Origin of the sequence: Blautia sp. SF-50 (genome assembly GCF_900101315.1) — a bacterium.
GTDB classification, from domain to species: domain Bacteria; phylum Bacillota; class Clostridia; order Lachnospirales; family Lachnospiraceae; genus Blautia_A; species Blautia_A fusiformis.
This window is the reverse complement of sequence record NZ_FMUW01000029.1, coordinates 1-24,886: the sequence shown is the minus strand read 5'-3', so window position 1 is coordinate 24,886 and position 24,886 is coordinate 1. Positions and strand designations below refer to the sequence as shown.

The 24,886-nt window shown below is 37.2% G+C and carries 14 protein-coding genes and 2 pseudogenes; 5 read left to right on the top strand and 11 right to left on the bottom strand.

Going from position 1 to position 24,886, the window contains the following annotated elements:
* Window positions 1–7: 7 nt before the first annotated feature.
* The 3 genes from BLP57_RS14265 to BLP57_RS14255 are packed head-to-tail and all read left to right on the top strand — an operon-like array spanning window position 8 to window position 3,496.
* Window positions 8–226, top strand: coding sequence for a heavy-metal-associated domain-containing protein (locus BLP57_RS14265; RefSeq protein ID WP_092072670.1), 219 nt, complete (start codon window positions 8–10; stop codon window positions 224–226).
* Between the two features lie 24 nt (window positions 227–250).
* Complete coding sequence (locus tag BLP57_RS14260; RefSeq protein ID WP_092072667.1) at window positions 251–1,609, top strand: radical SAM protein; 1,359 nt, start codon at window positions 251–253, stop codon at window positions 1,607–1,609.
* Window positions 1,610–1,642: 33 nt separating this feature from the next.
* Window positions 1,643–3,496, top strand: a complete 1,854-nt coding sequence (locus BLP57_RS14255) for a heavy metal translocating P-type ATPase (protein ID WP_092072664.1) — start codon at window positions 1,643–1,645, stop codon at window positions 3,494–3,496.
* Window positions 3,497–3,606: 110 nt separating this feature from the next.
* On the opposite strand, the gene BLP57_RS14250 is transcribed toward BLP57_RS14255, so the two are convergent.
* Entirely contained in the window at window positions 3,607–3,969 is a 363-nt protein-coding gene (locus BLP57_RS14250) for an ArsR/SmtB family transcription factor (protein WP_092072661.1), read from the bottom strand.
* Window positions 3,970–4,049: 80 nt separating this feature from the next.
* Between BLP57_RS14250 and BLP57_RS14245 the strand changes: the two genes are divergently transcribed.
* Window positions 4,050–4,358, top strand: a complete 309-nt coding sequence (locus tag BLP57_RS14245; protein ID WP_233447097.1) for an ArsR/SmtB family transcription factor — start codon at window positions 4,050–4,052, stop codon at window positions 4,356–4,358.
* Between the two features lie 65 nt (window positions 4,359–4,423).
* On the opposite strand, the gene BLP57_RS14240 is transcribed toward BLP57_RS14245, so the two are convergent.
* The 9 genes and pseudogenes from BLP57_RS14240 to BLP57_RS14200 form a co-directional block, all read right to left on the bottom strand.
* Window positions 4,424–5,281, bottom strand: a complete 858-nt coding sequence (locus BLP57_RS14240) for a hypothetical protein (protein ID WP_092072659.1) — start codon at window positions 5,279–5,281, stop codon at window positions 4,424–4,426.
* Window positions 5,282–5,414: 133 nt separating this feature from the next.
* Window positions 5,415–6,491 (bottom strand): Gfo/Idh/MocA family oxidoreductase, encoded by a 1,077-nt coding sequence (locus tag BLP57_RS14235; protein ID WP_092072657.1) that lies wholly within the window; start codon window positions 6,489–6,491, stop codon window positions 5,415–5,417.
* Window positions 6,488–10,813 (bottom strand): non-ribosomal peptide synthetase, encoded by a 4,326-nt coding sequence (locus tag BLP57_RS14230; RefSeq protein WP_092072655.1) that lies wholly within the window; start codon window positions 10,811–10,813, stop codon window positions 6,488–6,490. Before BLP57_RS14230 ends, BLP57_RS14235 begins: the two co-directional genes overlap by 4 nt.
* Window positions 10,813–18,675, bottom strand: a complete 7,863-nt coding sequence (locus BLP57_RS14225; RefSeq protein WP_092072653.1) for a non-ribosomal peptide synthetase — start codon at window positions 18,673–18,675, stop codon at window positions 10,813–10,815. Before BLP57_RS14225 ends, BLP57_RS14230 begins: the two co-directional genes overlap by 1 nt.
* 10 nt (window positions 18,676–18,685) lie before the next feature.
* Window positions 18,686–20,221, bottom strand: a complete 1,536-nt coding sequence (locus BLP57_RS14220; RefSeq protein WP_092072651.1) for an AMP-binding protein — start codon at window positions 20,219–20,221, stop codon at window positions 18,686–18,688.
* Window positions 20,222–20,242: 21 nt separating this feature from the next.
* A complete protein-coding gene (locus BLP57_RS14215; RefSeq protein WP_175442993.1) occupies window positions 20,243–20,956 on the bottom strand; it encodes a 4'-phosphopantetheinyl transferase family protein in 714 nt (237 codons plus the stop codon).
* On the bottom strand, window positions 20,949–21,695 hold the full coding sequence (locus BLP57_RS14210) for a thioesterase II family protein (protein ID WP_109273668.1): 747 nt from the start codon (window positions 21,693–21,695) through the stop codon (window positions 20,949–20,951). Before BLP57_RS14210 ends, BLP57_RS14215 begins: the two co-directional genes overlap by 8 nt.
* Before the next feature lie 53 nt (window positions 21,696–21,748).
* Window positions 21,749–22,209, bottom strand: a pseudogene (gene epsC / locus BLP57_RS14205) (serine O-acetyltransferase EpsC); the annotation flags it as partial.
* A gap of 85 nt (window positions 22,210–22,294) precedes the next feature.
* Window positions 22,295–23,470: a dicarboxylate/amino acid:cation symporter gene (locus BLP57_RS14200; RefSeq protein WP_092072645.1), complete on the bottom strand. Its 1,176-nt coding sequence runs from the start codon at window positions 23,468–23,470 to the stop codon at window positions 22,295–22,297.
* A 415-nt stretch (window positions 23,471–23,885) separates the two neighbouring features.
* Here BLP57_RS14200 and BLP57_RS14195 point away from each other — a divergent pair, with 415 nt between their 5' ends.
* Window positions 23,886–24,611 (top strand): LytR/AlgR family response regulator transcription factor, encoded by a 726-nt coding sequence (locus BLP57_RS14195; protein ID WP_175442992.1) that lies wholly within the window; start codon window positions 23,886–23,888, stop codon window positions 24,609–24,611.
* A 48-nt stretch (window positions 24,612–24,659) separates the two neighbouring features.
* Here BLP57_RS14195 and BLP57_RS14190 read toward each other — a convergent pair.
* Window positions 24,660–24,886: pseudogene (locus tag BLP57_RS14190) on the bottom strand (group II intron reverse transcriptase/maturase); the annotation flags it as partial.

Genomic DNA, 24,886 nt, shown 5'->3' with positions numbered 1-24,886 from the left:
CTTTATAATGAAAAAGACCATTAAACTTATTGACCTGGATTGCGGACACTGCGCAGCCAAAATTGAAAATGCTGTAAAAAAAATTGACGGAGTAACTAATGTATCTGTAAGCTTCATCAAACAGAAAATGGATCTCGAAGCTCCCGATGATAAATTCGATGCCATTTTTGCAGAAGCCAAAAATCTTATCAAGAAAATCGAACCGGACGTAACAGTTAAATTGTAAATCGGTTCAATGGAGAACAAACAAATGAACATTATAAATACAGTAAAAAATGCAGCTTTCAATACCGCTTTGACATCCACACTGCATTATTTGGAGAAAGACCCTGAAATTAATATTCCAAAAGCTATGGATCTCATTGATAAAGTAGTGCCGGATGGGTGGTATGAGAGTCAAAGAGCAGCGTTTCGTAAAGCAATAACGGAAAAAAACAATTGGTACCAACTTATTTTAAAAGCTTACCAGTTGGATGAAGGCGTCAGAAAAACTTTCTTTCGGAATTTCATCATGAATTCAGCTTTAAAGGGTAGCGCCATACAGGAGGAAATTGCCCAGCGTGAAAATTGTAATGTACCGTGGGCAATTCTCTTAGACCCAACATCTGCGTGCAATCTGCATTGTACCGGATGTTGGGCTGCAGAGTACGGTCATAAGCTCAGCCTTAGCCTAGACACTATTGATAATATCATTCAGCAAGGTAAGGAACTCGGTACATATATGTATATATATACCGGCGGTGAACCTATGGTTCGCAAAAAAGATTTAATAACATTATGCGAACGCCATCCAGATTGCGAATTTCTCTCGTTCACAAACGGAACTTTAATTGATGAAGAATTCTGTAAAGAAATGATCAGGGTAAAAAACTTTGTTCCGGCAATTAGCTTAGAAGGATTTGAGGGGGCCAACGATGGCCGAAGAGGTAAAGGTGTATTTACCAAAGTACAAAATGCTATGAAATTGCTGAAAAAGCATAATTTACCTTTTGGAATCTCAACTTGTTATACCAGTGCAAACTACCAAGATATTACCAGCGAAGCCTTTTTTGATATGCTGATTGATGCAGGCGCAATGTTTGTGTGGTTTTTCCATTACATGCCAGTTGGTAATGATGCTGTACCTGCACTTCTACCAACGCCGGAACAGCGAAAGCTTATTTATGAGCGTATTCGGCGTTTTAGAGAAACTAAACCTATATTCAGTATGGATTTTCAGAATGATGCTGAATATGTAGGCGGATGTATTGCAGGTGGACGAAGATATCTCCATATTAACGCTGCAGGAGATGTGGAACCTTGCGTATTCATTCACTATTCAAATGTAAATATTCATGAATGCAGCTTATTAGATTCCTTGAAAAGTCCTCTATTTATGGCATATCACAATGGACAGCCATTTAACCAAAATATGCTCCGGCCATGCCCCATGCTGGAAAATCCTAAATATCTACGAAAAATGGTTAAGCAATCAGGTGCAGAATCAACTGACCTGCAATCTCCTGAATCTGTAGATCATCTATGTGATAAATGCGAACTTTATGCTGAAAATTGGGAAAAAACAGCAAATGAGCTATGGTATGAAAATGAACGTCAGACCAAATCATAGCTGATATTATTTTACTGAAAGGAGTGGAAATGAATGACTAAACGGCAAAAAAAATTACTTACCCGAATTATCATTGCGGCTGTCATATATATTGCAGGCATATTTCTTCCACTTGAAGGAATTCCTCAATTAACACTATATTTGTTATGCTATGCCGTTATTGGTTGGGATATAGTATGGAAAGCCATTACAAATATTACACATGGCCAGATTTTTGATGAAAACTTTTTAATGACGATTGCAACTGTCGGCGCTCTTGTTCTCGGAGAATACTCAGAAGGTGTTGCGGTTATGCTATTTTATCAAATTGGTGAATGGTTTCAATCCTATGCCGTAAGTAAATCCCGAAAATCTATTACAAATCTTATGGATATAAGACCTGACTATGCAAATGTAGAGCGAAACGGAGAGCTGCAACAAGTGGACCCAGAAGAGGTCAAAGTAGGCGACATTATCATCGTCCGACCTGGCGAAAGAATTCCTTTAGACGGAACAATACTTAAAGGAACATCTACTTTAGACACTTCTGCTCTTACAGGTGAATCTATGCCACGTGACGTAGAAGCCGGAATGGATGTTATCAGCGGTTGCATCAATCAAACTGGTATTCTGCATATCAGAACCACAAAAGAATTTGGAGAATCAACCGTATCCAAAATACTTGACTTAGTGGAAAATGCCAGTGATAAAAAAGCTAAAACGGAGAACTTTATAACAAGATTTGCGAAGTATTATACACCTGCTGTTGTTATTGGTGCTCTTGCTTTAGCAATCTTACCTCCCTTAATAACCGGTCAGCCATTTATGGCATGGATATATCGTGCATTAACATTTTTGGTTATTTCCTGCCCGTGTGCATTAGTTATTTCAATTCCACTCAGCTTTTTTGGCGGTATCGGTGGTGCCTCTAAGAGTGGTGTCTTGGTAAAGGGAAGCAATTACTTGGAAATACTAGCCAACACAGAAATCGTAGTATTTGATAAGACGGGCACATTAACAAAAGGATCTTTTGCCGTAACAGAACTTCGTACAGAAGGTGTTTCTAAAGATCAATTACTTGAGATTGCCGCATATGCGGAAGATTACTCGAACCATCCAATATCACAATCCATTAAGAAGGCTTACAACAAAGTGATCGATTCATCCAGAATTCAAGATGTTCAGGAAATTGCCGGACATGGTGTGCATGCTATCATTGATGGTCAATCAGTATTTGCTGGTAATACAAAATTAATGGAACGTGAAGGAATTACTATTCCTTATACTTCAGATGTCGGCACGCTGATTTACATTGCCGTTAATAATAAGTATTGGGGACATATCGTTATCGAGGATGAAATCAAGCCTGATGCGGCGGAAGCAATAACTTCACTGAAAAGCTGTGGAGTTCGTCAAACAATCATGCTGACAGGCGACTCTGATGCAGTTGGTCAAAAAGTTGCATCAAAACTTGGACTTGATCATGCATATACTGAATTGCTACCTGCTGACAAAGTAGAACGCGTAGAACGTCTTTTGTCAGGCAAAAATGATAAAACCAGTCTGGCATTTGTTGGAGACGGAATTAATGATGCCCCTGTTCTGGCAAGAGCCGATGTAGGAATTGCTATGGGCGGCCTTGGTTCCGATGCCGCTATTGAGGCTGCTGATGTAGTATTAATGACCGATGAACCATCAAAAATTGCTACTGTAATAAAGATTGCCCGAAAAACACTTCGTATAGCTCATGAGAATATTGTTTTTGCTTTAGCAGTAAAATTTCTCGTATTGTTTTTAGGTGCTATCGGCTATGCTTCTATGTGGGCTGCTGTTTTCGCTGATGTAGGTGTATCTGTTATTGCCATTCTTAATGCCATACGCGCTATGAATGTCAAAAAATATAATTAGAGAATTCAAACTAAATTTCAATTCTCTATAATGCCAACTACCTATAAGAAAACAATGTTTAAACAATGCGCTGCATTTCAATACGACTATTGAAATGCAGCGCATTTACACTACTCTATGGGACAAGACATTTCAAACATGGCATCTATAGCTTCATGAAGGAAATGTGCCTGATTTGTATTTGATATTTTATAGTACACTTCCTTTCCTTCACGCCTGCTTTCAATCAGTTTATTATCCTTTAGTGTCCTTAGGTGGTGGGACACAGCAGGTTTGCTCATATTCAGCGCTGCCGCAATATTAGTAACGCATTCCTCGCAATGACAAAGAAGCCATAATATTCGTAACCGGCTCCCATCACCAAGCTGCTGAAAAAGAATAGACACTTCTTGAAAACTTTCAGTAGTTGGCATATTCTCTAACACACGATCAATACTTTGACCGTGATTATGAGGTAAGTTGTAATGTGACATTATATCTCCTCCTACTATCAATCTTATGATAGTTCTTGACTTAAAGATTGTCAATATATATAGGGGAAAGAGGTGATTATTTGAAAATAGAAAATAATATTCCATCCAGCATCGAATTAGAACAGCTCACTAAATTATACCGGGCTATGGGCGATCTAACCAGAATGAAAATACTATGGTTTTTAATGGAGGGAGAACTTTGTGTAAGTGAATTAGCATATAAAATGGATTTTAATGAATCAGCCATTTCACATCAATTAAAGTCACTACGTTCCGCCCATTTGGTTAAATCAAGAAGATCTGGAAAGAATATATTTTATCGATTAAGCGACGATCATGTGAAATGGATTCTAGCGCAAACACTAGAGCATATATCAGAAAAAGAGTGAATGCTCTCTAATAAAGCATATTGAGAGATATAAGGGCTGCTATAAAACGCAGCCCTTCATTTTTCTTAATCAGTCTCGATATAATCTCTATTCTTTATTTGCAACAGATTGTTTGGATCATGCATCCATTCCATCAAAATATTAACAAGCACTAATCTGATTAGGCAATTTAAACACCTCAATTGATCTTGAAATACTGAACTCTCAGCGTCTTCAGTAGCTCCACCATATTTCCCCTTCCGCATAGGAAATAATTCTCTCAAAATTTCTCTGGCCTCTTTAAGAATACCATGAATTACTTTATGCCTTATATGCGTCAACTTATCAAAAATATCTTTTTCTGACAGATCTTTATTGATGAATGGTTGTAATCCTAAATATGTTATACTATCCTTTTTTAAAAATTGTGGCAGCTTTCTACTACACTCTTCACGAATAAAATTCCCTTTATCTCTTTTTTCTTTATCGGTCAAAATCAAAATTTCGATTAATGCATAAAACGTTAATACTGCACTAAAATTAGAATTGTAAGAATTCTCCAAACATTGTATTGCAAGATTTAATATATGCCAAGTCTCTTCGATACACATACTCTTTGTATAGGTTTCGAGCCCCTTTACATATGTTGTTAGAGATGTCTCATCCATAGGAAGATTCAACCAAGAAAAATAATGATACAGTAATGTATCAAAACTATCTTCATTGCATCGATCTATTCGATTGCCATATATTGAGGTTAATTCCGATTTTTCAAATAATTCTGGTAACACGTATAGATATTTGTCTCCACATTTATAAAGACGTAAAACTCCTTTCATATTTATGTCCTTTTTATTATTCCCGTCTATAACTTTTTGAACACTTGAAGGTAATTCACTATATTCCGCAAGTACTAACGCCAATCGATTCGATAATATTTTCATATCAATTTCCCACTTTCGATAACAATTAATAAATTAAAAATATTATAACAGTTTTTCCAAAAAAAGAACAGCATTGAATTACCACCAAGTGCATATATTCAATGCTGTTCTTACCTAAATCAAATTATAATAATTATTCTGCAATATCAGCTAAGCGAATCCCATTTCTCTCCGGAGTTACTATTAATTGAGGACTGCCGATTTTTTCTGATAAGTCTTTCCAGATTTCACTTATAGTCAACATCTGCTGCGCCATTATATTCTTTTGAGAATTTTCTGTAATAGCTCTTGCAAAATCATTTAATGCGCATACGATTCCCTCAGGCCACAATTCTTTATATACTTCTGCATATGTTGTATTTCTAACTCCGGCCGCAACTTCACTTACTGGAAGCTCTACGTAACTATTATTTCCATACATATCCAAAACACCCTCTGCATGTGGTACATACATTTGAGGATTCCAAATAACGAGACCATTTGAATTATCCAAGCATAAACATCCTTCTGTCGTTCCTAATACAATTCTATGTAATAGAAACCCATTATTGTCCGGATCCTTCGGGTCAAGCTGATTCTGAATCTTTACAATAGCGGGAATCCCTCTGATTTCTCCACTAAGAACTTTAAACGGAAATTTGCTATTTACTGAATCGATTGTCTGCAATTTCCATGTATGGAATCCACTTAATGCTTTTCCAAGAATACTGATCATCGGGAATAATACCTGAGTACTACAAGTCGCATCAATATATGTCGGTCTGCTCTTTTTAAGTAATTTATTTGACTTGACGATGAATTCCTGTACATTCTTCACATTGGGATAAAAACTATTAACCTGATATACACAGTTATTCTCCTTTGCTACTTTAAGAAGTTTCACAATATCATTATAATGCACCGGATGCTCCTGTATTACATGTATTCCCTTTTCAAGTAACGCACCGGCAATCTCTGTCCCTTTTCCTCCAACTGCAGTAGAACGAATGACAACACAAGCCATATCAAAATCTTTTTTGCTTACCTCATTAAGATCTGTAATCAATGGAACTCCATATTTTTCTGCTTCTTGCTTTGATTGTGTGCTTCCATGAGAAAAAATACCTGCAATCTTAAATTTGTCGCCACATCGCTCCAGCCCTTTTAAATATACTCTACCGAAGTTAGTTCCGCATACAAGCACTTTTAATGGTTTCTCATATGTATTCATACCCGTTCTCCTTTCCCATCCAACAAATTCGCCATTCCTTCAACATTAGGTGTCATTAAACAGCTTAAATGATTTCCTCCTATTGGCAGAACCTCTAAATTTCCAAGTGCACATTTACTAAGAAATGCCTCTGTTCCCGGTTTCATTACAGGAACAAATGGAGAATGGTCATCCATACAACTCAATGCCTGTAAATCTCCCGCGAACGGTTTCGGTGTATAACCAATCGCACACCGATAATTCCTCTTGTAAATTTCAAAAAGTTCATCAAATCGGTTCATATCCTCACTGGATAGCTGCATACTATTTTCTGGAATTGCATTTTTTAAGTTCTCCATACGCTCTCTTTTTGAAAGTGTTTTTTGTTTTTTATAGCAAGCTGCCAGTTCCGACAACTCTCCTGTCAGACCTAATATTGCATCCTCTTCAATAAAACCATTGTTATGATCCTTCAATAATTCAAGTGCCATCTGTACTAATTCATCACGCTTAACATGACCTGCTTTTGATACATCCGCACCGACCATTAATCCATAGCTTCGTTCCATCAACAAGTCGCCCTCCATTTCGAGAACGATCGGAATTGTATCAATCGTTACTACCGGTAAAACCTCTGCGCCTGCTTCTAAAAGAGCTCTTGCAGCTTCAATTGCAACTAATCCACCCATACAGTATCCAATTAACTTAAATTTTCTATAACCACTATTCAAAAGTAAATCTGCATAGCGTCTTCCAATTGTTACAATATGATCTTTTTCTTCAGAATCCAGGTATTCCTTATCCTCTGTATAGTTAAATGCTGCAATGCCTTCTGTTCGCTCCGGATTATTCACAAGAATTTGGAATAAAGTATTAAATTGCTGAAGGAAGCCAATTCCACCCGGGAAGAAAACTTTCATCACTTCTCCACCTTCTGGAATATCTGCGATGATATTCAATGGTGTTTCAGATATTTCGTTTTCCTCATGCGAAGTACCTATTTGAACAGAATTTAAAAATTGTGCAAAATCCATAATAGTTGGATTTTGAAGCATTCCAATCATTAATCTATCCCATTCTACATCCTTGGCCACATTAATAGCTTCCTTTGTTTTTGACACAGCCTGAGCAACTAATAATGAATCGCCACCAATGTCATAGAAATTATCTGTTCGATTTACTCTATCAATCTTTAATAGAGTTTTCCATAATTCAGCTATCTCTTTCTCCAATCCTTCATGTGGCGGCATTTCACATTTACCAGTATTTTGGAAGTATGTCTCTGCTAATTTTTTCAAAGCTTTCCTTTCAACTTTTCCATTTGCAGACAACGGAATTTTCTCGTTTACTTCAAATCTTGATGGAACCATATATTCCGGCACCTGTGTTTTAATATATTCAGTAAGTTCCGAAACTTCAATATTCCCCTCAACAAAAGCGACGATCTTATAATCTTGCGGACGTTTACCAACAATCACGGCAACAGCCGTCTTCACTAATGTATTACTTAATAATGCACTCTCAATCTCACTCAATTCGATCCTATGTCCATGAATTTTTACCTGGGTATCTTCCCTCCCCATAAATTCAATTGTTCCATCTGGCCAATATCGACCAATATCTCCAGTTTTATATATTCTTTCCTGTAACTGTTCATCATACATAAAGTGTGCATTCGTTTCTTCCGGTTTATTCAAATACTCAAGAGCAAGACCCTTACCACCGATATATAAATCTCCAGGTACCCAATCCGGGCATTGTTCCATTTTTTCATTCAACACATAGAATTTCTGATTTGCAAGCGGCTTTCCATAAGGTATACTTACTGCGCCATCCGGTACTTCCTCTATTTCATGATAAATTGACCAAATTGCAGCTTCTGTAGCACCACCCAGACTAACAACTTTAGCTTTTTTACAAGATGTATGAATCTGATCCGGAAGGGTTACAGGAATCCAGTCTCCTGATAACAGAACCACCTTTAATGGGAAATCGCCTGAAACACCTCTGCTTTCCAATACAGAGACTAACATCTGCATTTGAGCCGGAACCGAGTTCCATACAGTAATTTCATTCTTTTTAATAGTTTCAACCCAGTAATATGGATCTTTTTGCTTTTCAGGATCAGGAAGTACCAACGCTGCTCCCGCATTAAATGCACCAAAAATGTCATAAACAGAAAGATCAAATGCTAAATTGGCCAAACCAAACATTCTGTCAGCACTGTTAATATCAAATCTGGAATTAATATCCTCAATTGTATTAACTGCTGCTTTATGACTAATGACAACCCCCTTGGGGTCACCGGTGGTCCCTGATGTATGTATAATATAGGCCGGATTTTCCAATGGAATTTCAACTATAGTAAGTGCTTGTTCCGTTCTGTTAATATCTTCTGCTGCCAAAACGACAATGTGCTCTTTCCACTCAAGCGATTGATACTTTTTATTCGTAATCAAATATTTTGTTCCGGACTTTTCCAAAATTTTATTCTGCCTTGCAATTGGCTGTGACACATCAAAGGGTAAATAGACTCCTCCAGAAAATAAAACAGCCAATACTGCTGCAATCTGCCACATCCCTTTATCAGCAGATATTGCAACAAAATCCCCTTTACGGAATCCAGACTTACACAGTTCATTTTGAATTCCGGCAACATATGATCCTAATTTTTTATAAGAAAATGTTCCCTCGGCTGCAATCAACGCAATCTCATCCGGACAATTCTGTAAACAGTTGTAAAATCCCTCATGAAGCATTTTATCAGGCAGGTCTTTTTCTGTTTTATTTACGGATTTTCTTACTTTTCCGGTCTTCAAAGGTAATTCTACCGGATGTACCTGTTCCCATACCTTCAAATTTGTACATAACCGTTCAATAAGCAGGGAAAAAGCTTCGAAAGCATCATTAACAAATCCTTCAGGAAATACACCATCCCTTACATCCCAATTGATTAAAACTCCACCATTATCTTCTGACACCTGACAGTCTATCCATACTTGAGGCGTTTGACTTATTTTATAAGTAATACGGGAATTTCTCATAAACTCCCAGTTTTCCTGCTGTTCGGAATCAGCCGCTCCCACTGTGCTTGTGTATACAACCGGAATAATAGCTTTCTTTTCGCTTTGCCTGTTAATTTCCCGCAATACATCAATACCGGTAAATGCGCTGTGACTAAGATCTTCCCATAACTGATTTTGAATTTTGCGTGTCCTTTCAACAAAATTACTTGGATATTCGGGACTGATTTCCAAAATATCTACCTCAGTAAAGTCTCCCACGATTTCATTAATTTGAGAATGTATTGACGGTCTGTTTAATATGGTAATGTCTATACAGAAATCTTTTCTTTTTGACCAACGTCCAATAATCTCTGCATATGCGGATAAAACTACTCCCGAGGGAGTAAGCCTCTGCATTCTCGCCTTTTCACATAATTTGCTCCAATTTTCCGGCGTAATGAAATGTCTGTATTGTGTAAAAGTAACTTTTTCACATTTCGATTCTGGTAAAATCGGCAGTTCCGGTGCATCTGGGAAGTTCTGCAACCGCTTTTTCCAATACTCACAATCCCGATCTTTTTTCGTACGCACTTCTTCATCATTTTCATGTTCTTTTTGATATACCAGTACATCCCTGAATGATACCTGCAGAGGTTTCAGATTTTTTCCATCTTCGTAATAGAATGCATCCAAATCATTCAATATAGTCTTCATACTAATAAAATCAGATAACAGCATATCAATAGAAAAATGAAGAATACTCTTATCAATCGTGTCTGTCAGATACAGATCAAAAAGTGGCCAACAGTCCGCCTGATACTGCTTATGCGCCAACTCAGCCCTGATTTCATTAAGTTTTGAATCCGTAGTTTCGGCTCCAGCTTCCTTCATATTAAAATAGGTAAGTTTCGGCAAGTCAACATGCTCCAAAATCTTCTGTGTACCATTTTGAAGAAAAACAGCACGTAACATATCATGCCGCATAATCACTTTATGCCAAGCACTCTCCAACCTTTCTGCATCCATATGAGGCATTGACAATTCAAAATATGCATGGCATCCAACACCGCCATATTCATAATTATGATTTCTGCCAAGTAAATAGGCAGACTGAATACCTGTAAGAGGAAACGGTTCATATCGTTTGGATAAGTCCGCTTTAAGCGCGGACTTATCCTTTCTCTCATAATATTCAATCAATTTTTCTTTCACATTTCGCAGTTTTACTTTATCTTCAGCATTTAATGTTCCTGACGGCGCTTTAAATTTTAACTGACCATTTTCAACCCAGAATTTCACACCCCGGTCTTCATATGCTTTAATTAAATCCTCCATCATTATAAAACTCCTTCTTCGTATTCTGTATTTTCTTCTACGTCTAATAAAGAAACCAACTTTTCAATCTGTTCTGCGAGAAGTGCAACAGTTGGTAACGCAAATAACGTTTGAATAGCCAAGTCATTCGGCAGGCCTTCTGTCGCATTTAATTCAGAAATAATCTTCACTGCCTTCAAAGAATCTCCCCCGCACATAAAGAAATCATCATCTCGTGAAATTTCCTTAGTTCCTAAAACTCTTTCCCATATAGCAGCAATCTTCACTTCTAATTCTCCCTGCGGTGCTTCCTTTTTCTTTTCTTCCGAGATCTGTCCCTGATAGCCTCCAAGAATTTTTCTTAAAGCTTTTCTATCAACCTTACCATTAACACTCAAAGGCAACTGCTCCATCACAAGTATTTTTCCCGGAACCATATATTCAGGAAGTTTCTTGCCTAAGTATTCGTGAAGAATCTTTTCCACGTTCTTATTATCGCAACAATCAGAATCCTCATTCAAAACAACTGCCGCTGCCAATCCGCTTTTATCTTCTTCTACAACCACAACAGCACTCTTGATAAGCTCATGTGTTAATAAAACATTTTCTGCTTCTCCCAGTTCAATACGATGTCCTCTAACCTTAACTTGAGTGTCTTCTCTTCCTAAGAATTCAATGTTTCCATCAGGCCAGTAACGTCCTAAATCACCGGTATAATACAATCTCTCATGAGTAACTGGATGATTGATGAATCTTTCCTCCGTTCTTTTACGGTCCTTCCAATAACCACGAGCCAATCCTTCGCCGGCAATAAACAATCTGCCTGCCACCCAGTTCGGGCAGTCATTCATTTCCTGATCCAGAACATAAAATTTCTGATTAGTTAATGGCTTTCCATAAGGAATACTTGTCCAACCATCCTTTACGGATTCAACTTCATAGTAATTAGACCAAATAGATGCTTCAGTTGCTCCACCCATACTTATCATTCTTACAGATTCTGAATGCATTTTTATCATTTCTGGCAATTCCATAGGAATCCAGTCTCCGCTCATAATAACTACCCGCAATGGTAATTTTGTATCCGGTTTTGTTGAAAGAAATTCCATGAACATCTGCATGAATGCCGGTACGCTGTTCCAAACAGTGATTTTATTTTCCTGCATGATTTCCAACCAGTGCTGCGGTTCTTTTACCTGTTTTGCATCAGGAATTACCACTGTACCTCCTGCAATCAAAAGTCCAAAAATATCATAGACTGACAAATCAAAATTCAGATTTGATAGTGCAATACATTTATCATCCTTCCCAACTGCGAAGCGTTCATTTACATCTATAATTGTATTAACGGCAGCCCGATGTTCGATCATTACACCTTTCGGCATTCCTGTTGAACCTGATGTATAAATTACATAAGCCAAATCATTACCCGTTGCAATACTCTCAAAATCTGTAGTATCTATGCTCTCTACATCCACACCATCAACACAGATTATTGTTGTATCTTCCGGCCAGTTTACCTCTCTGTTTACTTTTTCCTGTGTCAATACTACCTTGACAGATGCATTTTTCAAAAGAAGATGTACTCTTTCCTCCGGGAATGAAGGATCAATTGGTAAGTATGCTGCTCCTGCCTTTAATATGGAGATTGCCGCTACAATTTGTTCCCAGCCTTTTTCCATCACAATAGCCACCAAAGAGTTTCTTTCCACATTTTCACGCTGTAAAATATGTCCGATCCCGGTAGAATACCGTTCCAGTTCACCATAGGATAATTTTCTTTCATTATTAATAATCGCAATCCGCTCTGGATTCTCTTTCATGCTTTTTTCAACTAAAGAGATTAATGTTTCATCCGGAATCTTACCATTTACGGAATTTGCCAATTCCCTATTTTCCATATTTGGAATTTGAACAAGAGAATTTGATTCACGATTCCATGCTTCCTGTTCTGTAGAAAGCACTTCTAAAAGTGAAATATATGCCGCAAACATTTCATCTAACACACCTGCCGGGAAAATATCCTGTACGGCATCCCAAGTCAAAACAAGGCGCTCATTTTGTTCTGTTACCTGATGGTCAATCCATACCTGTGGTGTTTGTGAAAGGCCATAAAGCATTTCGCCAAAATATTCTTCTTGTTCATTGCTGCCACCCTGTTTAATTCCAAGCCCGCTTGTAAATACGATAGGCATGATGGCCGCGTTGCGTATTTCCTGCTTTTTGCTAATTTCCCGTTCCAACTCCACGCCACTGTAATATGGATGTGCCAGATCAGACCATAGCTGTTGCTGCAGATTCTTACACCGTTCTAAGAATGATTTCCCTGCTGTATTATCTATAGATAACAATGTAAGCGAAGTAAAGTCTCCAACCACATCCATGATTTGATTATGAATAGGCAACCGATTAAATCTCGTCAAATTAATTGTAAATTTTTGAGATTTGCTCCATCTTCCAAGCACTTCGGCATAAGCTGTCATCAATACTCCGGAGGCTGTCAGGCCATTCTGAGAAGCCATATTTTTAATCGCTGACCATTGGCTACCAGTCAATTTTGACTCATAACGAATAAATTTCTGTACTGCCGTATTCCCATTTTCTTTTATAACTGGCAATTCGGGAGCCGGGAAAATATCTGGAAGTCTCTTCTGCCAATATTCTTCATCTCTCTTATAAAACTCAGTTTTCTTAATATCTTCATATGCCAGAACATAATCTCTAAAAGATAAATCAAGCGGTTCAACTTCCTTTTCCGGATTGTCATATAACATTTTCCATTCCCGTAAAATCAGGAACATACTCCAGCCATCAAAAATAATGTTGTCAAAACTAATATGTAAGCGTACATTTCCTCCCGGAAGTTTTGAAAATCTTACATCAAATAACGGCCACTTAGAAGTATCAAAAATCTGATATGCCATCTCTTTCCTGATTGATTCGAGTTTCTCGTCTACAGTCTCTTCCTGTGAGGCCAAATCATATACTTTTATTTCATACTCTGGAACATTACTCAATATTTTCTGATTCTGACCGTCATTCAAAAATACTGCTCGCATCATTCCATGGCGCAAAATCAATCTTCTCCATTTTTCTTCCGCCAAATCCGTATCTAATCCACCACAATCCATTTCAAAATAGCAATGCGTTGATACATCTCCTAAAGCAAATCCACCGTTTCTTCCCAGCCAGTATGACTGCTGAACATCCGTCAATGGGAACGGTTCTCCCCATTCCTTTGGTTTCGGAGAAACCATTTCAAGTTTTTCTGCATTCATATTTTTTACTTCACAATCTTCTAACATGGATGCAATACTTATTGCCTGTTCTGCAAAAATTGGATTTGAGAAAATCTTTTCCAGCGATAAGTTAATGTTGAACTTTTTGTTAATTTCTGCATTTAACTGCGTAGCAAGAAGAGAGTCTCCTCCCAATTCAAAGTAATTGTCATTCCTGCTAATATTTTCAGTATGTAATACTGTTTTCCAAATTGCAGCCAATTCTTTTTCTACAGCAGTTTCCGGTTCCTGAAATTGATCCTTTGCATTTTCTCTCGTCTCACCGACTGGAACAGGGAGGGCCTTTCTATCAACTTTACCATTTGCAGATAATGGAAATTTATCTATTTCCATAAATGCTGTAGGAATCATATACGATGGGATCATGTTCTCTAAATATGCTTTCAATTTTGTAGAATTAAAAGCATATGTTTCTGGTTGAGCCAACGCTACAATAACTCCCTGATTATAAATTGGTAAATCAAGCTGATCATTTGGGGCTGTATTAACCTTTGCAAATCCGCATTTAAGAACCGCATCACTCCATTGGTCTTTTGTTAATAATGGTTTTCCAGTGCCTTTCCTCTCATCTGTAACAGTTGAAAAACCTTTTTCTAATATTCCGGTACTTACATGTTGTAAAATTGTATTCTCTGTAGTTTCAAGAAGAATTAACAATCCGCCTGCTCGCAGATATTCGCCTGCATATTTTAAGGATGCTTTAATATCTCTGCAACGATGCAATGTACTTACTGCAAGAACTACATCAAAATAATGCATTGCAAGTCCTTGTGTATTAGGAGCTGAATTTATATCCAGATTCTCATAATGTACTCTGGAATTATTTTTGAATTTTTCTTTTGCTTGGTTAAGATAATAAGAAGATGCGTCTGTACACACATATTCATATTCTATACCATCCATACAATCCAATAATTCCGAAGTCAGCCCCAAATTTCTTGCACCTAATTCCATAATTCTAACGGTCTGACCAGCAGTACCCTCTTTTTTCTGAAAGGACAATATATTTTTTATTGTCCGCTTGCATTCAATAGCTCCAGGCAGTGTTGCCATATAGGCATCTGGAGATATATAATCTTCTTTTGCAAGAAGCTGTGGCGTATCCATATTTCCTGTCATAATCGCATGGCAGTATTTTTTGAACTGTTCTAAATACTTCAACGCATCGTCGATTTCATGTTTCCACTCCGGATATTTTTCAATAAACGCAGCTCTATCCATTTCTTTTGGACTAGAACAATTTACAAAATAATCTTCTTCCGCGAGTATTCGCCCAATTTTTACCAATTCATTTACCCATTGCTGAATTAACTCCTGATAGGATAAATCTATTCCCGCACTCATAAGCAGCGCCGAAAGTTTATATTTTGTTCCAGGTTCCACCCAAATACCTAATGTACGCATAAGAGAATACATATACTCTCTGCTGACTTCATCAAGGCAGTTTGCAAGTGTCAAATATTCCTGCACGTTATTTTCTGCAGTTACTTCTGCCACACCTTCTTTTAAATCAGCCCAAAGTCTATCCCATTTATACATCAAATCAGTATCCGGCACTTTATTGACATCAAAAAGACTTTCCGGGTACCCGTTTTCTGGAATAATATATCCTGCCAAGTATTTATTCCCCTGAACATCACCAACAGCTGCTGCTACCGATTTCTTAACACCAGGGTATTTATTCATCGCAGCTTCAATTTCTCCCAATTCAATCCTGTGTCCACGAATTTTTACCTGAAAATCTTTTCTTCCAAGAAATTCAATATTTCCATCAGCCCAATAACGCCCAAGATCTCCAGTCTTATACCAGCGATTTTTATTCCAATTAACGAAACTTTTATCTGTAATTTCGGAGTCCCCGATATATCCTTTTGCTACACCGGTACCTCCAATCCATAATTCTCCTGGTACCCATGTTGGGCAATCTCTTCCTTTTGAATCCACTACTCTGTAATACTGATTTTTCAACGGTTTTCCATATGGTATAGAACTCCATTCCTCTGGTACTGGCAATTCTACATCAAAAAAATTGGACCAAATTGAAGCTTCCGTGGCTCCACCCATAGATAAAAGATGAGAATTTTTTGCAACGTGATTTAATCTTTCTGGAATATCCATGCCAATCCAGTCACCAGAAAGCATAGCCAATCTTAATGAAGGAATTTCTTTTCCCTTTCCTTCCGCTACGATTAACAGCATATTCAATAAAGTCGGAACAGAATTCCACAATGTCACACTATGGCGCTCAGCAATATCCAACCATACTTCTGCATCTCTACTATTACTGTCTTTAATTAAAATCAATGTACCACCCGCACTCAAGATTCCAAAAATGTCATATACTGATAAGTCAAAATCATAGGATGAAACAGCAATGATTTTATCGTCAGCAGATACCCTGTACTGTTTATTAATTGTCTCAATTGTATTGACAGCAGCAAAGTGAGCAATTTCCACTCCTTTAGGTTCTCCTGTAGAGCCAGAAGTAAAAATTACATAAGCAGTATTACTATCCGGATAATTTTCAATAGTATTTAGCGGGTCATATGCATCTGCCTCCATAACATCCAACACCGTAACAGTTTCTGGCCACTCCAGTTCCTTTTTCAGTCTTGTATCTGTAATAGCAAACTTTATATCTGACTTACTATAAATCCTTTCCCGTCTGCTCAAAGGCTGATTAACATTGATAGGTATATATCCAGCTCCTGCAGCCAAAATACCCAAAATAGAAATAATCTGATTTATACCTCTAGACAATGAGACAGCAAGTAAGTCCCCCGGCGCAACACCCTGCTCTTTTAAATAGGAAGAAACTCTTTTCGCTTTATTGGCTACCTCTTCATATGTATAGTTTCTACCGTCATTTTCATCAATAATCGCAATTTGATTTTTCTTTTTTACTGCATTAACAAAGAAAGCAGAATGTAATAGTTGCCCATTGCCATAATATTCTGTAATATTATCTATTCCGCGCTCTTGGGCTAAATCTGGCAATAGTTCCACATATTTATTCCAATCTTTAACGGATACCAACTCATTTAACATGGCCACAAATGCTGCAAACATCTTATCTAACATTCCGTCCGGGAAAAGTTCATCTACAGCATCCCACGAAAGGTTCAGACCATTATTTATTTCAAAAATCTGAAAATCAATCCATACCTGCGGTGTTTGAGAAACCATATAGTTCAGGCTGCCAAAAGTTTTCTCAAATTTGTCGTCAACAAATGGAGTACCATAATTACATGAAAATACAACCGGTGCAATACATTTTTCTCCGGGATGAAGTTTTGATAATTCTCTTACTACCTGTACCCCTGAATACTCTGAATTATCAACAGACTCCCGGAACTGGTTCTGCACCTTTTGCAACTGTTCATAAAATGTACAGTTTTCCTTACAATCAGCATGGAACAGTAAAACATTGGTAAAATCAGCAATCACGTTATCAATATTTTCAATTTCCGTGTTTCTGTCAAACAACGGCATGTTAATAAGGAAAGACTGATTTGTACTCCATCTATCAAGCACCGCTGCATACAATGTCAATAACACCATTGCCGGTGTTGTACAATATTGCGCTGCTAAAGATTTTAACTTTTCCCATTTTTTATGCTCCAACAGATATTTTCTTCTGCTAAACTTAGGAGCAGCAATCGTTTCCGGTTGTGTTCTTAACGTCAAAGCTGGTCCTAAAGGTAATGATTCTATTTCACTTTTCCAATATTTTTCAGCTTTACGATAATCATTTATTTTATTGTTTTTTTCATTTTCCAGGTAAATACCAAAATCCCAATTTTCAGGTATTGCTGGTCTGTATTCTGAATTGTAGATCGCGGCTAAATCCCTAAAAATAATCTGTAAGCTTTGCATATCGGCTACAAGCAGATCAATGTCAAAATGCATTCTTAATTTGTCCTCTGGAAGAAGGCTGATTCCCAATTCAGCTACTTGTCCATTAGCAATATCCAGCTTCCGATGAGAAAGTTTTTCCCGAACGGCCAACAAATCATGTTCAAAATCATCTGATTTTCTAAAATCATAGATTTGTAATTTTGCCGAATATGGTTTTTCCATAATCTCCTGCGTACCATTGTTATTGAACTTCGCCCTTAACATAGGATGCCGCGCCTGCAGTTCTTCCCATGCTTCCTGTAGTCTCTCCAAATTTACCGTGTCTGGATCAAACTCAAAATACGCATGACAAGCATTTCCCCCAAGAACCTGGCCTTCTTTCCGTCCAACCCAGTATGCATATTGAACATCTGTCAAAGGGAACTGTTTAGGACTATTATTGGATGTTTCCAATGGTGGAACAGATTTTCTTTTCACATTTATATCTGCGTTATCCCACCAATGTTTTACATAAGGGTCCGAAATCATTTTTGCAAACGAAATCTTATACCCATGCTTTCTGAGTGCATTTGAAATTCTCATCATCTGCAGAGATGTTACTCCCGCTTCAAGCAGATTTTTTTCCATAAAATCTTCATTCATTTGTTCCTGCAAAAACTCATTTACAATTGAACTAAATTTGGAGTAATCCTCCTGAGTTTTTACATGAGTTGCTTCATTGTTCATCATTGTATCTCCTCTATTTATTTGCCATTGTAAGTAGCATTCTTTTATTTATCTTCCCGGTTGCAGTATGGGGAAACTCATCTAAAAGAATCATCTGATCCGGTACTTTATATTGAGCAACTCCTTTTTTGCTCAAATGTTCCCTCAGTTCTTCCGGTTTCACATTACCCTTAGCCATTCTTAAAAATGCACAGCTTCTTTCACCCAATATAGTGTCAGGTATCCCCATTACTACCACTTCCATAATTTTCTCGTGTTCAGCCAAATAGCTCTCGATTTCCGAAGGCATTATTTTTTCACCCATCCGATTGATTTGGTCACTCTTTCTGCCTGTGATTTTTATATATCCATCAGCAGTAATGTATCCCAAGTCTCCAGTATGATAGAATCCATCCGCATTAAAGCATTCAGAACTATCCATTTCATAATAGCCAGAGAATAAATATGGTCCTTTAACAAGAATTTCCCCCTCGATTCCATAGGGTTGTTCTTTTCCATCATCATCTACAATAATCACTTGATCCTCATCTGACATAGGCTTGCCTTGATAGTTAATACGTTCATAAACGGAATCTTTCCATGTGCTTAAACTCAAAAATCCCTCTGACATCCCATATCCCTGAATAATATCGCAGTTCATTGAATCCATTATTTTGCGAGCGTCTGTCTCTTCAAGCTTTGCCCCACCCAACATACAATATTTAAGCGAAGAAAAATCATAAGAATCATCCCATTCCAAATCTTCCACCCACATTTTGGCTACCGAAGGGACTAAGCTGACCACGTTTACTTGTTCTTCCTCGATAAGCGAGAAGGCTGTTTCACAACTACTGTCAGAACACATAACAACCTTACCACCGCAGAATAATGTTCCCATAATGCCCGGACTAAACAACGTTAATTTATGCTCTACTGGCATAACTGCCATATAGATAGTCTCTCTATTAAACCGGCACGTTTTACCAGCTTCGCTTGCATGATAAGCAAAAGCATAATGTGTAACAGGAATCAGTTTGGGTATATTAGTAGTTCCACCTGACAGTAAAATCAAACCAATATCTTCCGCTTTGGGTTGTTCAATTTCTACTGCACTGTTATTTGATTGCTCCATCATTTTATTGATGTCGCTTGTTCCCAAAACATATTTGATGCTTGGATTCATTATCTGCAATTTTCTTCCCGTTTCAGCATAAATAAAACCCATATATTCATCCGGTCTGATATACATAACTGGGTTTGCTTTTTTGGCTATTATATCCAAATCGTTCACTCTGAGTCCTGGAACTGCCAGAATAGGAATTACACCCATTGACATTAACGCAAAACACACAATAACAAACTCATTACAATTATCCAACTGCAGAATTACTTTATCGCTTTTTCGCAATCCCATATCTGCAAACCCGATAGATAAGTTTTTTACGCTGGTATTAAGAGATTCATAGGAATAACTGCCTTTATTATCACACAGTGCTTCATGGCTTCCATATTGTTCAGCCCACATATTCAGCCATTCATACATACTCTTATAGACTTTTTTTCCATCCATTAATATTCTTTACACTTCCTTTCACACAACAACTAAAGAACATAAATAATTATCACTTAGTTGCTTTGTATAATAGTTATATCTGCTGTTATTTGTATAGTCATTTATAGTCCCTTGTTCTGAGACTTCAAAAGATTTTAGCGATCTACTCAAGCCATGTCCAAGAGCTTTTACAAAGGCTTCTTTTACCGTCCATATTTCATAAAATTTTTCCATACCTTTCGCCGCATCTGTTTGAGCACAAATCCGTTCACTTTCTGGTGGCAAAAAAAAATTTTTAGCGATCTGCGAATAATCATCTAAACTATTCATCCGTTCAATGTCTACACCAATCTTTTTCTCTTTTACAAAAGCAAGCGCAACCCTGTTCCCGGAATGAGAAATATTAAAAGATACATTAGATTGCGGCATATATAGTTTTCCATGTTTACTGTTCAATAATATAATATCGTCTGGCTCTCTCGCTAAATACCGCGATAATAATATGCGCAGCATACTATGCCCTACTAGAAAGCGCTTCTGATCTGCCACATGCACATAATGTGACATTTTCGCTTTTTCATCTAATGTCAATATATCGAACAGACTTTTCATATGATATTCATCATAATTTCCAATATCTAGGAACCATACATGGATTTCACTGTCTTTAATCGCTATTCTGTCTGATATGTAACCATCATCAAAATAGCTTAACAACAAATTATCATCAAAAACCCGTTCTGATTTAAACATACCGCGAGACAATGTCCTTAATATAGGCCAATACTTCCTTTTCTGATGTTTTAATAAAAAAGTGTTCTCCATGAAATACTTTTTTATTAAAAGACGTATTTGTATATTCACTCCATGCCTCTACCGTATCTATTTCAGAATCCTGGTCCTGATCTCCATATAGAGCAGTTATCGGAAAATCAAATTTCTCATACTTTGTAAAGCAATACGTCTCGTCCAAAATAAAATCAGCTCTAAAAATCGGCAAAAATAAATTCAACAAATCTCTGTTTTCAAGAAATTCCTTACTCATTCCTGAGTATCTCTTCATCGCCTCAATGAAATCAACATCCTGTAAATGATGTAATGGCTCCGGTTCGGGAATATGTGGCGCTCTGCTGCCCGAAACAATCAAATGACATGGCGCATTGTCTTGCTTTTCTCTCAGTTCATTACACACTTCGTAAGATATTTTTGCCCCTAAGCTATGTCCAAATACCAGATATGGTGTATCCAAATACGGATGTATTGCACTTACAATTTTGTCAGTAAGCTTACACATATCAGTCAATGCTTTTTCAGTAATACGGTTTTCTCTCCCAGGAATTTGTATCGGATATACCCCAACATAATTTGGTAAATACGTTCCCCAATTTCTATATGCTGAAGCTCCGCCTCCTGCATATGGGAAGCAAAAAATCCTTATTTTATCATTAGAATTAGGTTCTTTTAAAAAAAATGATTGTGTTCGTTCCATCATTATTGATCTCCTTGTCATCATACAGCACATGCGGTTACTTTTTTTCTCTTTACCACTGATTTAGCAGGCATTCCCGCTTCTGTAGTACCAGCAGGTACAGAATTAACACTACGGCATTTGATGCAACCTTGCAATTATCTCCAATATAAATAGGACCCAAAACCTGTGCGCTGGCTCCAACCATAACATTCTTTCCCAACGTCGGATGCCGTTTCCCTATATCCTTTCCTGTTCCACCTAATGTGACACATTGATAGATCAGGCAATTATCGCCCACTTCAGCAGTTTCTCCAATTACTACGCCGGCTCCATGATCAATAAAAATGCCATGTCCTAAAATAGCTCCTGAATGGATTTCAATCAATGTTCTCTTTCGTGAGTGCTGAGAAATCCATCTTGCCAAGAAAAAGTGTTTTCTTATATATAACCAGTGTGCAATCCGATAAGTAATCAGCGCATGACCCCCCTGATATAAAAATAGTATTTCCGCATAGCTTTTCGCTGCAGGGTCCATCTTTTTTGCAGTTTTTACATCTAAAATAATTTCATCTATAAGAATATTCCACCCCACAATCTACCCTTTTAGCAATCAGAATTCTTTACCGTTTTTCTGAGATTCCATGTCTATTCGCATATCCAGTTAGTATAAGTGTCAACGCACCATCCCCGGTTATATTGCAGGCAGTACCAAAACTATCCTGTAGTGCAAAAACGGTAAGAATTAATGCTGTACCAGTTTCGTTAAATCCTAAAATCCCAGTAATTAATCCTAAAGATGCCATTACAGTTCCCCCCGGAACTCCCGGAGCGCCTATTGCAAAAATCCCCAGCAGGATGCAGAAAAGTACCATCATTTTCATATCCGGAATATCTCCGTACAATATTTTAGACACCACCATTACAAAAAATGTTTCCGTTAAAACCGAACCACATAAATGTATATTGGCAAACAGCGGAATACCAAAATCAATCATATCATTTCTTAAAACCTTTGATTTTCTTGCGCATCTCAAAGCAACGGCAAGAGTAGCGGCTGATGACATGGTTCCAACAGCCGTAATATAAGCAGCGCCGTAATGTTTAAGAACTTCCAATGGATTTCTTCCAGCATAAGCGCCGGCAATCAGGTAAAGCATTGCCAGCCATATATAGTGGCCTACCATAACGATCACAACAACCTGAATGAATACTGGCAACTGTTTTGTAATTGTTCCCTCATAAGCCAATGTACAAAATGTTGTAGCAATGAAAACTGGTAAAACGGGAATAACCGTATTTGTTACTATTTTCAAAACAATTTCCTGAAATTCATCCAACAAGTTTATAACCGTTACTGCCCTTGTCCACGTTGCCGCCAGACCAACCAATAAGGAAAAAACAAGTGCACTCATTACCCCCATAATTTGAGGAATATCCAATTTAAATACTACTTCTGGTAAGACTTTCAAATCTCCCACGCTAGATGCTATTGATAAATATGGAATAATAACATTTCCTGTCAATACGGAAAAAACTGCTGCGCCCAGTGAAGACACATACGCAATAACCAATGCCACTGCTAACATTTTTGATGCATTATTTCCCAGTTTAGGAATTGAAGGGGCAATAAAGCCGATTACAATCAAAGGTACACAGAAATTTATATACTGACCTAAGATATATTTAACGGTTACGATAATGTTCATCAAGCCTTCTCCGGCCAAAAGTCCCACAATAATTCCGATACATACGCCAAGCAATAGCTTGAAAGGTAAACTCTTTGTTATTCGTTTCATCTTGATCTCCTTTTTTGTTTTTAGAATAATTATGTCGCCGATTAGCCAAAAATCATCAATATATATCCTATACATTGCGATTTTTGTATTGATTTTTGATTACTATTACAATCTTTACTGCATAAGTTTCCCCCTTTATACATAAAAATTTCTTGATATCGAATGAACGACTGTATTCTATCATCAAATGTCTACTTTTTTTGCAACTCGGTAAAAAAACCAAACTGCTCGTTAAAAATCCATTTTTCCGTTTGTAAAATGATTTTTTCGCATTATTTGCTTATTTACAGTAAAAAAATGAATTTTAGCGAGTTCGCCCACATTTTTATGGACTTTAATTTTTTAAATAAATTCTATGGTAACATCGGATTTGAAATTTTGTGTATATAATTTTAGAACAAAGGAATCACCAAAAATGAGAATTGCAATTTACGACAATAGCCTTTATATTAACAAACAATTAGTATACCTTCTGAAAAAATACGAAGAGATTAAAAAGATATGTTTTTCTATAAATTCTTTTCATGGAAACGAAGTCATATTATCGAATAAACCTAATACGGATATTGCCTTTTTATGCGTTTGCGATTCTGTCAAGACAGAAATCATCCGCAAATTTTGCCTAGAAAATTCGGAAAGCAAAATTATAATAGTTGCAAATATACCTGATTACAGATATGCATTTCAATTTCATGCATTTGATTTTATACCACTGCCGATCCGTGAACAAAACATTTTTCACACTTTGGATGATGCTTTATACTATATTGCAAATTCCTCCGCAGAAAACACTTTTTCTCTTCGCACAGATACAGGAATACTAAATGTCAAGCCAAGCCAAATTCATTATTTTGAACACAATTCCCGTAAAGTAATAATCTCTACGGATCAAGGCGAATACCTGGGCAACTATACGCTAAAAGAATTGTCTTCTAAGTTTCGGCCTTATTTTTTTGATTCACCACATAAGAGTTACCTTGTAAACTTAAATCATATCCGATATATAAAAGGTTTTGACATATATTTAGATTCTGGCACAATACTTCCTCTGGCACAAAAAAAAGCTGTATATTTCAAATCATTGTTTCAGCAATTTCAAGAAAAGAGATTAGAAATCAATCGAGTAGGAGGGAGTGATTAGCTCCCGTCCTCTCACACCACCGTGCGTACCGTTCGGTACACGGCGGTTTCAATAGTTGATGTGCACAGACTGATAGGCTGTGGCTAAATCATAAAAGCCACCGTTTATCAGTCTTTCTTTTGTCATGGCTTTCTTAACTGTTGTCAAATTCGCACAATACCAGTGTCCTCTTCGGCAGTTTGCCGCCATGTTCGCATAGTATTCGTGTACTCCCATCTTTATCAGATTTCTTTTCTTTGTTCTTGGAAGTTTCCACTGTTTCCATATACACATGC